Source organism: Gudongella sp. QWL-04 (assembly GCF_058683975.1).
This window is the reverse complement of record NZ_CM178754.1, coordinates 2,073,601-2,087,856: the sequence shown is the minus strand read 5'-3', so window position 1 is coordinate 2,087,856 and position 14,256 is coordinate 2,073,601. Positions and strand designations below refer to the sequence as shown.

Genomic DNA, 14,256 nt, shown 5'->3' with positions numbered 1-14,256 from the left:
GAATCCTGCGATATCAGCTTTTTGTTTTGATTTTAATTATATATTTGCTATAATTTTCCCAAGGAGGTAATCGTTATGGCATATATTTTAACCTCAGACAAAATAAAATTAGAATACAGCAGCCGTGGTGAGGGTACTTCAATAATACTAATACATGGATTCGGTGGAGAAGGCTCTTCATTCAGAGTTATAGATAAAATACTTTCTAAAAACTTCAATACCATAGAGGTTGACCTCAGAGGTCATGGAAGATCCGGTACCAGCTCCGATATAACAATTGATATTTTTGCAAGGGATATCAAGGAGCTAATAGATAAGCTTGAGATGAAGAAGCCTGTACTTGCAGGTTGGTCTATGGGCGGCGCAGTCGTAATGGAATACATAAAGCAGTTTGGAGAGGACAATGTAAGTGGCTTGGTATTCATCGAGACATCACCTATGGTAATGGATGAAAATGGCTGGAGAGGAACTCTCCTAAGGGGAAATTACTCGAGTGAACAATTCACCAAGGACTTAAGGGTTATGGAGATGGACTGGATGAGCTTTGCAGAGTCATTCGTAAGAGACATGTCTCCTAGGCTTGACGAAAGCTCTCTTAAACTAGCCATAGAAAGGCTATCTGGGAACAGACCGGAGGTAATGAGCTCAGTATGGAAATCACTGATGAGTAAGGATTATCGATCTATCCTTCCCTCAATAGATATCCCTGTCCTTGTAATAAACGGATCAAACAGTACCTTTTATGACCCTGAGTCTGGAAAGGATATAGCTTCGATGATGCCCAACGGCAGCTTCGAGCTTATCAAAAATGCAGGCCATCTTGTAGTAATGGAGAAGCCAATTGAGCTGAGCAAGCTGATAAAGCAATTTATTGAAGACAAGATATAACCAGAAAAGCAGCCGCGAGGCTGCTTTTCTCTATAGGAAGGGTATATATCTGTCTACCCTGTCCTTTTCCCTTCTTGATAGTATATCTTCCAACAAACTCAAGCCGTCTTTGATCCTTTGCGGGTCCTCAGCACTGAAACTAAGCCTTATAAACCTGTCTTTATCCATGGGCTCGGTAAAGAAAACCTTACCCGGAACTATAGCAAGCTTCCTTCTGCTGCATTCTTCATAAAGCTCCATCGCATCCCAGCTTTCGGGGATCTTGACCCAAAGGCTCAGTCCTCCTCCAGGTTTATGATACTCAAGACCTAAATCCTTCAGCCTGTCCAAGCCTTCAGCCATAATAAGATATTTTCCCTTGTATACTTCCTTTATTTTATCGATATAGTCTACCCAAAGACCCTTCCTTAGATACAGATCAAAGGCTCTTTGCAGATACCCCGACGAAGAAATATCCGTTGAGTGCTTGGCCTTTATGATCTGCCTGAACAATGAAGGCGGCAGAGTCATAAATCCAATTCTTACCCCAGGCATAAATATCTTGGAGAAGCTTTTTACGAAAATAACTCTATCCCTACTATCAAGGGATTTAAGTGGCTCCTTCTTATCATCCTCGAAGCAGAGGTCAGTTAGAAAATCATCCTCTATTATATAGAAGCCATATTCCTCAGCAAGCTTGAGAACAGAATCCTTTTTGGTCTTGCTATAGCTTATCGTAGTAGGGCTTTGGTAGTTTGGCATCAAGTATATGAATTTAGGTTTGTACCTTCTAATATTTTGCTTTAAGATCTCAATATCAATCCCATCCTGTTGGATAGGTATGCCAATTATTCTTGCACCTCTGGATTTGAAGGCTGCATATGCACCTGGGTAGGTTGGATTTTCAACCAAAATTACATCACCTGTTTCAACGAGAGATTTGGATATTATATCCAGACCCTGCTGTCCTCCCGAGGTTATCAATATTTGCTCCTTAGAGGCTGATATAGAGTAGTTTTCCTTCAGAAATCCTGATATAGATTCCCTTAAAGGCCCATATCCGCTTATCTCAGGATATAGAAAGGCCTCTCCCTTATCCCTGTCCAAGACCTCTACCAGGGATTGCTTGAATTCCTCAATAGGAAACAGATCTGGTATCGGCGATACACTTGCAAAGTCAATACTGTCTTTTAGTAGAGGGAAAATCCCAGAGAGCATAAGCTCTATGTCGCCCTCTTCAACAGAAGATATAGCTTGATCTGAGTGCTGCTTCTTAATAAATGTTCCGCTGCCCTTAAGTGTATAGATGTAGCCGTCTCTCTCGAGCTCCTTATAGGCGGTTACAACTGTCACGTTGTTGACTCCAAGGCTCTTAGCAAGGGCCCTTATGGAAGGAAGTCTATCATCCTCCAGGGCATCTTCCTCTATCATCTTGGAAATAGCTTCATACAGCTGCTGGTACATTGGCTTAGAGCTGCTTTTATCAAGCTTGACTGAGCTAAACATTATCTTCAACTCCTAAAAAAGCATTGTATGGATACACTTATTATACCACATCTCAGCTAATACCCACACAAAGTACATTGATTTGCTAAACAGGTTTTTTTGCCTGGATATAAAAGGAAGCAATATAGTCCTCTGGATTTATTTCGGGTGCCCAGTCCTTGACAATATCCTTGCTGTCCTTCTTAGCTCTCAATCTTACGGCTTCAAAGCCTGCTCTCTTTATAAGCTTTCCAAGCTCCTTATAATGTATCGCTCCTCCAATACAAGCTGAAATCAACGACAGATCATTCTTGATCTCCTCAGGCAGTTCACAGGTAGCTGCAACATCAGAAATAGCAAGTCTCCCTCCCGGTTTGAGCACTCTGTAGGCTTCCTTGAATACCTGGGCTTTATCCAGAGATAGATTCAATACACAATTTGAGATTATTACGTCAACGGAGGAGTCTGCGACTGGAAGATGCTCAATTTCACCCAGCCTGAATTCAACATTTTCATAGCCCTCCTCATCAGCACAACCTCTTGCAAGGGAAATCATGTCAGGAGTCATGTCAACCCCTATTACAAGGCCTTCAGATCCCACGAACCTGCTTGCTAGGAAGCAGTCAAAGCCCCCGCCGCTACCTAAATCGAGAACTGTCTCCCCCTTTTGTATCCCGGCAATCTCGAAAGGATTTCCACAGCCTAAGCCCATATTCGAACCTGAAGGAACCATCTCCAATTCTTCCTCAGAGTAGCCTAGCAGTTTTGATATATCCTTGGAATCCATCGAACCTGAGCAGCAATTACTGCTACCGCAGCATCCGCTGTTTGAACTCTTCGCTACTGAGGAATAGTTTTCTCTAATGGTTTCTCTTTTCTTCTCAACATTATCTTTCACAACTCTCATCCTCTTCAGTATATTTGCAATAATTGTACACCTCAAATCGAAAAAAATCAATTTGAATTACTGAATTATGAACTTGGAGAAAAGATATGCTCACTAGACAACAATGCTGTATAATTTAATCAGATGGTATTCTCAAGAATACATAAGGAGGAGATCAGAATGAAGTATCGGAGTATCTTTGACATAATCGGCCCAGTTATGATCGGGCCATCAAGCTCACATACAGCTGGCCCTGTCAGAATAGGGCAGTTGGCAAGAAATCTCTTCGAAAGAGAACCAGATGAAGTAACCGTAAGACTCTATGGCTCCTTTGCCGAAACCTACAAGGGACATGCCTCTGATGTGGCAGTTGTTGGAGGGCTTCTTGGTTATGAAACGGACGACCCAAGAATACCTGAGTCATTGAAATATGCCGAAAATAGAGGACTTAAGGTCAGTTTCATTAGGGAGGATGCCGTACCAGTCCACCCAAATACCATGAAGCTCACACTAAGATCTGGAGATGCGCAAATGGAAATAACAGGAATTTCCATAGGCGGAGGCTTAGTACAGATAACGGAGATCGATGGGTTTTCTCTAAGGCTATCAGGAGAGAATCCAGCCCTGATGGTATTCCACAGGGACGTTTATGGAGTAATAGCATGCGTTGCCGGCATTATGGCAAGCAATCAGATCAATATAAGCAGCATGGAGGTATCAAGAAAAGAGAAGGGTAACATAGCTCTTATGGCTATGGAGACCGACCAGAAGGTTCCAGATGAGGTAGTGAAGTCTATAGCGGAAAGAGATAATATAATCCGAGTTATTCGACTTAGCGAATAGAGAGGTGGATAAATATGTTTAGAAATGTAACTGAGCTTGTGGAACAAGCAACAGAGAGGAATATAAAGCTTTACGAGATAATGCTCGAACAGGAAGAAGAGCTTACCGGATTGAGCAAAGAAGATGTCATAAACCGTATGTCAAAACAGTTTCAGGTAATGAAGCAAGCCGCATCCAAAGGGATGGAGGGTGTGGTTTCACACTCCGGAATGACAGGCGGTGATGGTAAGAGGATAAAGGAATATATAGACAAGGGGAACTATCTTACTGATATAACCACTCTTAAGGCAGCCTGTTACGCTGTGTCCATAAATGAAGTAAATGCATCCATGGGATTGATATGCGCCACTCCTACAGCAGGGTCCTCTGGTGTACTTCCAGCAGTTCTATTAGCTGTCGGTGAGAAGCTGGATTTGGATGATGAAACTATCGCATTGCACCTTTTCACAGCAGGGGCCTTCGGCTTTGTAATAGCAAATAACGCCTTTATATCAGGTGCTGCAGGTGGATGTCAGGCTGAGATTGGATCAGCAAGCGCAATGGCTGCCGCTGCAGCGGTTGAAATGGCAGGAGGGACACCCGCACAGGCTGCCCATGCCATGGCAATGGCCATGAAAAATATGCTTGGGCTTGCCTGCGATCCACTTGCTGGTCTCGTAGAGGTCCCATGTATTAAAAGAAATGCCGCCGGAGCAGTAAATGCAATAACCTCCGCAGAGCTGGCACTTGCAGGTGTAGAGAGCAAGGTTCCCTGGGATGAGGTAATTAGCGCAATGTATAATATAGGTCTTGCAATTCCGGTGACATTAAGGGAAACCTCGGTGGCAGGTCTGGCAGCAACAGAGACAGGAAAGAGATGGAAGGAAATGTTAGCAGAGTAAGTGTATAAAAACTCTCTTGGATGAGTAATAAGTTCAAGAGAGTTTATTATTTTAATACATTAAATTCTTATTGACAAATACTATAGACAGGCATATAGTTAAAGTAAATCGTGTATGTATACATATACAGTATATTTTATGTTTGTTTGCTACATATGTTCAGGTAATCAGCTAAAAGAGTAATTGTAATGAAATGGAATTAAATGCAAGGAGGATAAAATATGATTAAGAAAGTAGATGGATTCACAGAGTTCGAGAACCGTTGTGGTGGAAAAGGAATTATTAGGATGTTCAATGTCATGGGTGATATAGTATTTGAGGATGTCAAATGGTTAGGAATAGTTGAACTAGACCCTGGCAGCAGTATTGGAACGCATACACACAATGGGGAAGGCGAGCTGTACCATATACTTGAAGGTCATGGTATTTTTAATGATAACGGAGTAGAAGTAGAAGTTGGACCCAGATGCTTTTGCATGATCGAACCAGATCAATCCCATGGACTAACAAATACTTCAAATACAGAAAAAATGATTATGCTGGCATGCGTATATAAATCATTCAGAACTGTTGAGAGTACATCGACAAGCAAATAATACGTTGCTACAAGCTTTAACTTATAAATTCATGTTTTTATTAGTTATATAAATTTTCTAGTCGTTTCATACTCACATTATCTTATCGTAGTGATTAAAGGTTACTAATTTCAGGAAATGATTAATTATTTTTTAAAAGTAGCACTCTATATTGACAATAACTTGATTGGGAGATATATTTTACTAGTCAAGTATTTGTATACATATACAAAATTAAAGGGGGATAAAAAATGAAGAAGAAAATTCTATTAGTACTTGTTTTTTCTATGGTATTGAGCGTATTGGCAGGATGCGCACCAAAAGCTTCTGAAACACCAACAGCTGAGGTTAAGCCTATCACAATCAAACTTGGTCATGCAATGAGCGAGGGTACTGAATCATCAAAATTGATACACGAATTTGCAGTTGCAGTCACAGAAAAAACTAGCGGTCGAGTGACAATTGAAGATTTCCCAAACAATATGCTGGGAAATGAGTCAGAAATGCTGGAGCAAATGAAAATGGGTTCCCTTGAAGCAGCGGCTATTATGGTTGGAACAATGCAAAACATGGATATGAAGCTTGCAATAGAAGACCTTCCTTATATGTGGAAAGACATTCAACATGCAAGAGATGCATATAATGGTGAATTCGGCGAAGCTATATCAGATATCGTTTCAGCACAAGGATTTCATGGCGTTTCATATATTGAATGGGGATTTAGACATATCACAAACAATGTTAGACCTATAGTTAACCCTGAAGATCTAAGTGGTATAAAAATTAGAGTTGCTCAGACTAAAATGAGAGTTGACACATTTGAGGCTCTTGGTGCGATGCCCCAAGTACTATCATTTAGTGAGCTATATGGAGCACTTCAATCCAACGTAGTTGACGCACAAGAAAACCCACTCGGAAATATTGCTGCAGCAAAATTCAGTGAGGTTCAAAAATACTTGTCTTTGACTGGGCACTTTTACAATACTGCTATGTTGATGTTTACAGATGAAATTTGGAACCAGATTTCAGATGAAGATAAAGCTATAATTGAAGAAGAAGCAGCATTAGTTTCAAAGAAAGTAGCTGAATTCAACGATAAGGAAGAATCATCATATATAGAGCAGCTTAAGCAGGAAGGCATGATAGTAAACGATGATGTAAATAAAGCTGCATTTATTGAGAAAACTCGCGGTGTATATGAAAAGTGGGAAAATGAAGTATTTGGAAAAGAGCTGATGGATATTTATAGAGCTGCTTCTGGATATTAAAGGTGGTGCAATTTTTGAACAAGTTTATAGATTATTCTTTTAAACTTCTTGAATGGATTTGTATTGCTAGTATGACTTCATTTGTCGTTTTGATATTCATCCAGGTTCTAACGAGAAGATTAGGAATTTCTGTCCCGTGGACTGATGAACTGGCAAGGTATGTACTAATCTATGCAACATTTATTGGTTCTGCTATAGCTACTAAAAGGGGACTTCATCTTGGTGTAGACTATTTTGTAAACAAGATGTCTCGAAAAATCAAAAAGATTGTAAATTACTCTATACTTGTATGTGGCATATTTTTTCAAGGCGTTCTTTTGATATTTGGAATAAGGTTAGCTATGCTATCCATAAACACAGTATCCCCGATACTTCAGTGGTCGACTGGGCTAATATTCTTAGTTATTCCAATAACGGCAGTTCTTACTATATTGGTTCTAATTCAACAGCAAATGTTGAGTAGGAAGGAGGTTCAGGGAGAATGATAGTTCCTATACTTGTAATTTTTCTTGGATTGATATTTCTCGGCCTTCCTATAGCATTTTCAATGGGAGCAACAACATCAATAATGATCATTGCTAATGGTTGGGATTTACAGATGGTAGTTCAAAAAGCCTTTATGGGAGTTAATTCATTTTCTTTGCTTGCTTTACCGCTATTCATCTTAGCAGGTAACATTATGGGCGAAGGCGGTTTGACAAGAAGGCTCTTAAGGTTAGCAGATGCTATAATGGGAAGACTCCCAGGAGGCATGGCAATAACATCCATAGCAACATGTGCATTATTTGGAACTGTATCCGGATCGACGGTTGCAACAACGTTTGCTATAGGTTCGGTGATGGCGCCAGAGCTTAAAAAGCAAAACTATGACAAGGGTTTTATTGCATCAATATTAGGTCCGTCTGGAACGTTGGGCATGCTAATTCCACCAAGCATAACGATGGTAATTCTTGGCGTAACTTGTAATATTTCTATTGGTAAGCTTTTCATGGCTGGATTCCTTCCAGGGATATTGCTGGCACTACTAATGTGTGTGTATGCTGCTTTTATGGCCAAAAGAAAAGGTTTCGGTACAATTAGAACCAAAAAAACGCCTATAAAGGAATTCTTACTGATTTGTGCAGATGCAATTTTGCCTTTGATGACTCCAGTTATTATATTGGGAGGAATATTTACAGGAACATTTACATCTACAGAGGCTGCAGCAGTTGCAGTTGTATACGGCTTGCTCCTAGCAATCTATTATAGAGAGCTTAACTGGAGCCGTATGGGTTCAATATTGCTTGATTCCACAATATCTTCTGCCACAATTTTAATAATAATTGCTGTAAGCAATGCATTTGGATGGTTATTAACAGTAGCAAAAGTTCCTTCAATGGTTGCTAGTTTCTTCTTACAATATGCAAGTACTCCACTCACATTCTTGTTGATTGTATCTGCATTACTCATACCTCTTGGAATGGTTATGGAGGTTACTTCAATAATTATATTACTAGGACCAATTTTTATGCCGATCGCCATTAGCTATGGAATAGACCCAGTTCACTTTGGGCTTGTATTTATGATGAATTTTGCATTGGCGAATGTAACACCTCCAGTAGGAGTATCAACCCTTGCAGGACTGACTGTAACAGATCCTAACATTGGACTCGAGGATACAGTCCCGTACCTATGGCATATAATAGGTGTAATTGTAATTTCAATTTTATTGATAATTGTATTCCCACAGATATCGCTATTCTTACCTAATCTATTTGGAGTAGGAAACGTAGGATAATTCGGACAGAAATATTTAAATAAAATTTGAACAATCAACTACTACCCATAATATTTATTCAATCTAGCTACCTGTCAAGGGTACCTCTAATTAAGAGAATAACTATTGACAGGCAGCTTTTTTAAGCAATAAAGTAAGAAATTATAGCTATTGGTTGACATCAAGTTTTTTTATCTGTATATTTAAATAGTAGCGTTATCAGAATAATCTGGAAAGGGGTATAAGATATGGCCTTACAAAAATTAAAAACCGAGGGTACTTTGTCTGACAAGGCATATCTTTCCCTAAAAGACAACATTCTATCACTGGATCTAAAACCTGGAGAAGTCCTGCTAGAGGATAGATTATCAGAAATGCTGGGCATTAGCAGAACTCCCATTAGAGAAGCATTAAAGAAGCTAACTTATGAAGGCTTGATTACTACTTCAAATGGTAAAGGAACCTATGTAACTGAGTTAACTACTGACCAGTTCAAGAATATTTACGTAATTAGAGACTCACTTGAAGCATTGTCTGTAAGGCTTGCATGCATCCATAGAAGTGCTGAGGATATTAAATCACTTCGTAAGATGGTTGCCGAGCAAATCGAAATCATAAGAAAGCCAAAGCTGGATGATAGATACTATCTAGAAGTAGATAGAAAAATCCACATGAGAATAGCAAAATGCAGCAGGAACGATATGCTTGAGAAGTATCTGGTCCAGATCAATGAGTCCTATAAAAGATACTTATATTTTACAAACTTTGAGAAAAGAGCTGAAGGTGTTACTGATGAGCATAGTAGAATAGTTGATGCTATTGCAAACAATGATCCTGAAGCTGCTGAGAGCATAATGCTGACCCATCTTAAGGGAGTTAATGAGTCCATTCACTTAGCTCTTGTTAATGCCGGGAAAATCTAGTTATAGATTTATTTTTATATGTATACAAATACAAATACAGAATATTAATATTGAGACCAATGAGTCAAATAATGCTATTAAGATTTTGTATTTTACGTGAATTAGATTGTATAAGGAGGAATTTGCTTGATAAAGATTAACGATAGATCGAATAGCTTTGGATTCGAAGGCGGACTCTATGATGTATTTCAAAAAGCTCTGAAATTAGAGGCTGACGGCAAAGAAATAATCCATATGGAAATTGGTAAGCCCGATTTTGACTCACCTAAGAATGCTAAAGAAGCTGCTAAGAGAGCATTAGATGAAGGAATTGTTCATTACACTGAGATGGCTGGTATTATCCCTTTAAGAAAAGCTATAGTTGGAAAATATAAGAGAGATCATGGCCTGGATTATGATTATGATAGTGAAATTGTAGTCACAGCCGGTGCATGTGAGGCAATTAGTATAATAATGCTGACTATGATGAACCCAGGAGATGAGATTTTAGTACCTAGTCCGTTTTTTTCAGCATATGCTGAATCAGCTATAATTGCTAATGTCAATATTGTTGAAGTACCACTTAAGATGGAGAACAACTTCAGCTTAAAGGCTGCTGACATCAGAGAAAGAATAACTGATAAAACTAAGATACTTCTCATAAACACCCCCCACAATCCTACAGGATCAATAATTCAGGAGGATGATCTTAGAGAGATATCCCAACTGGCTATAGAAAAGGATATTCTAGTCCTATCAGATGAAACCTACGATCAATTTATATTCAACGGAAAGCATTTTAGTATCGCTGGATTCCCAGGCATGAGAGAGAGGACATTAGTCGTAAATTCTGCTTCGAAGACATTCTCAATGACTGGTTGGAGAATTGGTTATGTAATGGGTCCTGCTTGGATGCTAAAATACTTAAATAAAGTCCATCAAAATATGTCAACATGTGCAACTTCGTTTGCACAAGTTGGTGCAGCAGAAGCATATAATAACTCCGATGATTTTACAGCTGACATGAGAGCTGAATTTGAGAGAAGAGGTAGACTAGTCTACAATTCTCTTAAAGATGTGAAAGGTCTAAAACTATTGGAGCCAAAGGGCGCATTTTATGTTTTCATAAACATTGAGGACCTGAATATGGATGAAACTGAATTCTGCAACTATATTCTTGAGGAAGCAGGAATCGCAATAGTGCCAGGGGAATCCTTTGGTAAGTACGGCAAAGGCTTTGTAAGGCTTGTATATGCAACATCATATGAAAAAATAGAGATCGCAATGAAAAGATTTAGGGAAGCCGTCGAAAAATTAAACAAATAGCTGATATCTATTAAGGAGGAATCTGTTATGGACATGGCAGCAAAAATCAAGGATCTGGCCGTCGAGCTAACCAGCATCTTAAGCGTGGTCGGAACAACTGATGAAAACAATGTGTCAGACTTTGTATTCAAGAAATTCATGGAAATGGATTATTTCAAGAATAATCCCGAAAACGTAAAGTTCGTAAACACAATCGACGATCCCGTAGGAAGAAAATCAGTCCTGGCTACTATCGAAGGCAAAAAGGGCAATGACAAAAAGACGCTTGTATTCATCGGCCACACCGATACAGTAGGAATTAGCGACTACGGCGACATGAAGGAATACGCTACAAAGCCACTTGAATTAAACGACATGCTTAGAAAGGTAACTCTCTCAGAAGAAGCCAAGGTCGACCTTGAATCCGGAAACTACCTATTCGGAAGAGGAATCTTCGACATGAAGTTCGGAGTAGCAGCGCTAATGGTAATGATGGAGGAATTCTCAAAGAATGTAGACGAGCTTGAAGGAAACCTCATCTTCGCAGCAGTATGCGACGAGGAAGGCAACTCAGCAGGAATGCTTTCAGTGGTTCCTGAGCTGGTGAAGCTTAGAGAAGAAAAAGGCTACGACTACCTGGCAGTAGTAGACACAGACTACTCAGCACCAAAATACGTAGGAGACGAAACAAGATACATCTACGTAGGAACAGTAGGCAAGCTAATGCCAAGCTTTTATATAACAGGTAAAGAGACCCACGTAGGCGAGCCATACAAAGGACTTGACCCAAACCAGATAGCATCAGAGATAACAAGAGAGTTCAATCTCAATATGGAATACTGCGACATAGCAGATGGAGAAGTAGCACTTCCTCCAATAACCCTAAGACAACAAGACCTTAAGACAGAATACTCAGTACAGATTGCAAGAAACTCCCTGGTATACTTCAACTACGCAACCCACAACTCCACACCTGACCAGGTAATGGATAAGATGATAAAGGGAGCAACAAAAGCATTCCAGATAACAATAGACGACCTTAACGCACAATATAAAGCGTACACAGAGGCAAGCAACTACCCATTCGAGCCACTTCCATGGAAGGCAAGAGTAATGTCCTACAACGAACTCCTTGAAAAAGTAAAGGCAGAAAGAGGAACAGAAGTAGACGAAAGAATAGAAGCCCTTTCGAAAGAGCTTCTGAAAGACCCAACAGTAGACGACAGGATATTTGCGATGAAGACAGTAGAAATGGTACACAACATGTGGTCAGACAAAGACCCTGTAGTAATAGGCTACTTCTCACCTCCATACTATCCACACATCTACGTAAAGGGAGAAAGCGAAAGAGAGAAAAAGCTTGTGGCAGCAGTAGATAAGGCAATAGCAAATGCAGGAGACGAGTACCATATAGTAAACAAAAAATTCTATCCATACATCTCAGACCTTAGCTATGCAGCAGCACCAAGAGAAGAAAAGGCAGTAGAATCACTAAAAGAGAATATGCCAGGCTTTGGAGTCAAATACAGCCTTCCACTAAAAGAAATGCAGGAATTGAACCTTCCAGTAGTAAACATCGGGCCATTCGGCAAGGATGCCCACAAATTCACAGAGAGAGTTGAGATGGGCTACTCCTTCGGAGTACTTCCACAAATACTCCTTGATACGGTATCGGAATTGATGAAGTAATATCCATGGACCACAGAGTAATACTGTGGTTCTTTTTTTTTGATATTTTCATCCAATTGATTCAATTCCGAATGGATGATATTATATAATGTAAGACATTTTGAATGGAGAGACGCCATGAAACGGTCATCCGGGATATTGCTTAGCATTTTTTTGATATTGTTTGGATTTACAGCAGTCTTCTTTTCCTTCGAAAGCAATCAAAAGCTTCTGGTCAGCTGTTTGGACGGTATTTCCGGAGGAGAAAAGGAGTTTGTTGAAATTTCATATTTCATGGGAGACGACCTAACCTACCACAATGGAAGATATTTCGCTTGGGATGGTGAAAGAATATCATACCTTGATCATGACTCTGAGACCTTGTGGTCGAGAACGTTCCTTTTTGACGAACCCCACCTAAAGATTGAAGGCGGAAGGATCGCAGTATTCGGCCTAGAAGGAGGAATCTACGTATATGATGCCGAAGGAAAGGAGATATTCACCAAAAATCTCGAGGAAAAAATCTTTGACGTAAGGATCCTTGATGGAGATATAGGTGTTCACTTGAAAAAAGAGAATGGCGAAACAATAATAGTATATGGTTCTGACGGATCTGAAAAGCTGAGAAAAGAATATTCTGAAGAAGTACCTTTAGGATATTGGAGGGACGGAAAGGGAGAGATTAAATTCTCAGTTATAGATATGGCAGAAGGAGTTATTTTATCCAAGCTATACTCGGAAAATGATCAAGAACCGATTCTTTCTGTAGTGGATGAGCTTATTCTCAAGACTTTTCCCTACGGGAATGGGAGTATAATTTTAACCGATGAGGGTATAAAGCTATTTAAGAGCAATGGGATCCAATGGGAGCATGACTTCCCGCTGATCAAGGATATTGCAGTTGATGGTACCGATATTTATGTTTTATACGGGGATAATCTAGAGGTGATTGACAAGACCGGGCAGACGATCAAAAAGACAACCAACTCCATAGAGTATAAAGGGCTCCACAATCACGGGAGGTATGTAATAATGTATGGCAATAGGGATATAACAGCATTTAGGGATGGAGAGATCATATGCAGCTATTCAACAGGAGGCAGGATCAAAGGCTTATCTAGCCAGTTCAACGATCTCATCATCACTATGGAGGAAGGTATATCTGTAATGAGGATCAAGGATATTGAGAATAAAGAGCAGGAGGAAGAACAATGAAAAAGGAAATAGATGCAAAGGGCTTGGCATGTCCAAGACCTGTGATTTTGACAAAAAAAGAGCTTGATGGAATGTCAGCAGGAGAGGTCAAAACCCTTGTCGACAATCAGGTGGCAGTTGAAAACCTTTATAGGCTGGCGACTAGTCTTAAGCTAGGCTATGAAACCGAGGTTCTTGGTGAGAATAGCTTTTCCGTGACAATAAAGAAGGGCGAATCTTCAGAAACGGAAGCTGCTGAAGTTGCCGAAGTAATTGCTCCCACGGGTAAAGGGACGATCATAGTTATCCAGTCAGATCAGATGGGAAGAGGGGAGGAAGCTCTGGGCAAGCTCCTGATGAAAAGCTTCATATACACTGTAAAGGAGACGACACCTCACCCTGAGGCAATCCTGTTCTACAACTCAGGAGTTAGACTTACTGTTGACGACAGTCCTGTTTTAGATGACCTGAAGCAACTGGAGAACCTGGGTGTTGAGATAGTATCATGCGGAACTTGTCTTGATTTCTATGGACTTAAGGAAAAGCTTGGAGTAGGGATCATCTCAAATATGTACACTATCTATGAAAAAATGAGCCGTGCGAATAATACTATAACGATAGGATAG

14 protein-coding genes are annotated in these 14,256 nt (G+C 39.9%); 12 read left to right on the top strand and 2 right to left on the bottom strand.

What is annotated here, in order from left to right:
* Positions 1 to 75 precede the first annotated feature (75 nt).
* Positions 76 to 888: an alpha/beta fold hydrolase gene (locus tag AC4PHB_RS10395; RefSeq protein WP_492136358.1), complete on the top strand. Its 813-nt coding sequence runs from the start codon at positions 76 to 78 to the stop codon at positions 886 to 888.
* A 30-nt stretch (positions 889 to 918) separates the two neighbouring features.
* Here AC4PHB_RS10395 and pdxR read toward each other — a convergent pair whose 3' ends face one another.
* A complete protein-coding gene (pdxR, locus tag AC4PHB_RS10390) occupies positions 919 to 2,373 on the bottom strand; it encodes a MocR-like pyridoxine biosynthesis transcription factor PdxR (RefSeq protein WP_492136357.1) in 1,455 nt (484 codons plus the stop codon).
* Between the two features lie 85 nt (positions 2,374 to 2,458).
* Entirely contained in the window at positions 2,459 to 3,250 is a 792-nt protein-coding gene (gene arsM / locus AC4PHB_RS10385) for an arsenite methyltransferase (RefSeq protein WP_492136356.1), read from the bottom strand.
* A 168-nt stretch (positions 3,251 to 3,418) separates the two neighbouring features.
* Here arsM and sdaAB point away from each other — a divergent pair, with 168 nt between their 5' ends.
* From sdaAB to yedF, 11 genes are all read left to right on the top strand, one after another.
* Positions 3,419 to 4,081: an L-serine ammonia-lyase, iron-sulfur-dependent subunit beta gene (gene sdaAB, locus AC4PHB_RS10380; protein ID WP_492136355.1), complete on the top strand. Its 663-nt coding sequence runs from the start codon at positions 3,419 to 3,421 to the stop codon at positions 4,079 to 4,081.
* A 14-nt stretch (positions 4,082 to 4,095) separates the two neighbouring features.
* Positions 4,096 to 4,962: an L-serine ammonia-lyase, iron-sulfur-dependent, subunit alpha gene (gene sdaAA / locus AC4PHB_RS10375; RefSeq protein ID WP_492136354.1), complete on the top strand. Its 867-nt coding sequence runs from the start codon at positions 4,096 to 4,098 to the stop codon at positions 4,960 to 4,962.
* A gap of 221 nt (positions 4,963 to 5,183) precedes the next feature.
* A complete protein-coding gene (locus AC4PHB_RS10370) occupies positions 5,184 to 5,558 on the top strand; it encodes a cupin domain-containing protein (protein ID WP_492136353.1) in 375 nt (124 codons plus the stop codon).
* Positions 5,559 to 5,788: 230 nt separating this feature from the next.
* Positions 5,789 to 6,805: a DctP family TRAP transporter solute-binding subunit gene (locus tag AC4PHB_RS10365; protein WP_492136352.1), complete on the top strand. Its 1,017-nt coding sequence runs from the start codon at positions 5,789 to 5,791 to the stop codon at positions 6,803 to 6,805.
* 71 nt (positions 6,806 to 6,876) lie between these two features.
* The gene (locus AC4PHB_RS10360) at positions 6,877 to 7,290 is read left to right on the top strand and encodes a TRAP transporter small permease (RefSeq protein ID WP_492136351.1); all 414 of its coding nucleotides are present in this window, start codon (positions 6,877 to 6,879) and stop codon (positions 7,288 to 7,290) included.
* Positions 7,287 to 8,582, top strand: coding sequence for a TRAP transporter large permease (locus tag AC4PHB_RS10355; RefSeq protein WP_492136350.1), 1,296 nt, complete (start codon positions 7,287 to 7,289; stop codon positions 8,580 to 8,582). The genes AC4PHB_RS10360 and AC4PHB_RS10355 overlap by 4 nt, the downstream gene beginning before the upstream one ends.
* Before the next feature lie 227 nt (positions 8,583 to 8,809).
* A complete protein-coding gene (locus AC4PHB_RS10350) occupies positions 8,810 to 9,484 on the top strand; it encodes a GntR family transcriptional regulator (RefSeq protein WP_492136349.1) in 675 nt (224 codons plus the stop codon).
* 126 nt (positions 9,485 to 9,610) lie between these two features.
* A complete protein-coding gene (locus tag AC4PHB_RS10345; RefSeq protein ID WP_492136348.1) occupies positions 9,611 to 10,789 on the top strand; it encodes a pyridoxal phosphate-dependent aminotransferase in 1,179 nt (392 codons plus the stop codon).
* Between the two features lie 27 nt (positions 10,790 to 10,816).
* Complete coding sequence (locus AC4PHB_RS10340; protein WP_492136347.1) at positions 10,817 to 12,457, top strand: M20/M25/M40 family metallo-hydrolase; 1,641 nt, start codon at positions 10,817 to 10,819, stop codon at positions 12,455 to 12,457.
* Between the two features lie 117 nt (positions 12,458 to 12,574).
* Positions 12,575 to 13,651 (top strand): DUF5711 family protein, encoded by a 1,077-nt coding sequence (locus AC4PHB_RS10335; RefSeq protein ID WP_492136346.1) that lies wholly within the window; start codon positions 12,575 to 12,577, stop codon positions 13,649 to 13,651.
* The gene (yedF, locus tag AC4PHB_RS10330) at positions 13,648 to 14,256 is read left to right on the top strand and encodes a sulfurtransferase-like selenium metabolism protein YedF (RefSeq protein WP_492136345.1); all 609 of its coding nucleotides are present in this window, start codon (positions 13,648 to 13,650) and stop codon (positions 14,254 to 14,256) included. The genes AC4PHB_RS10335 and yedF overlap by 4 nt, the downstream gene beginning before the upstream one ends.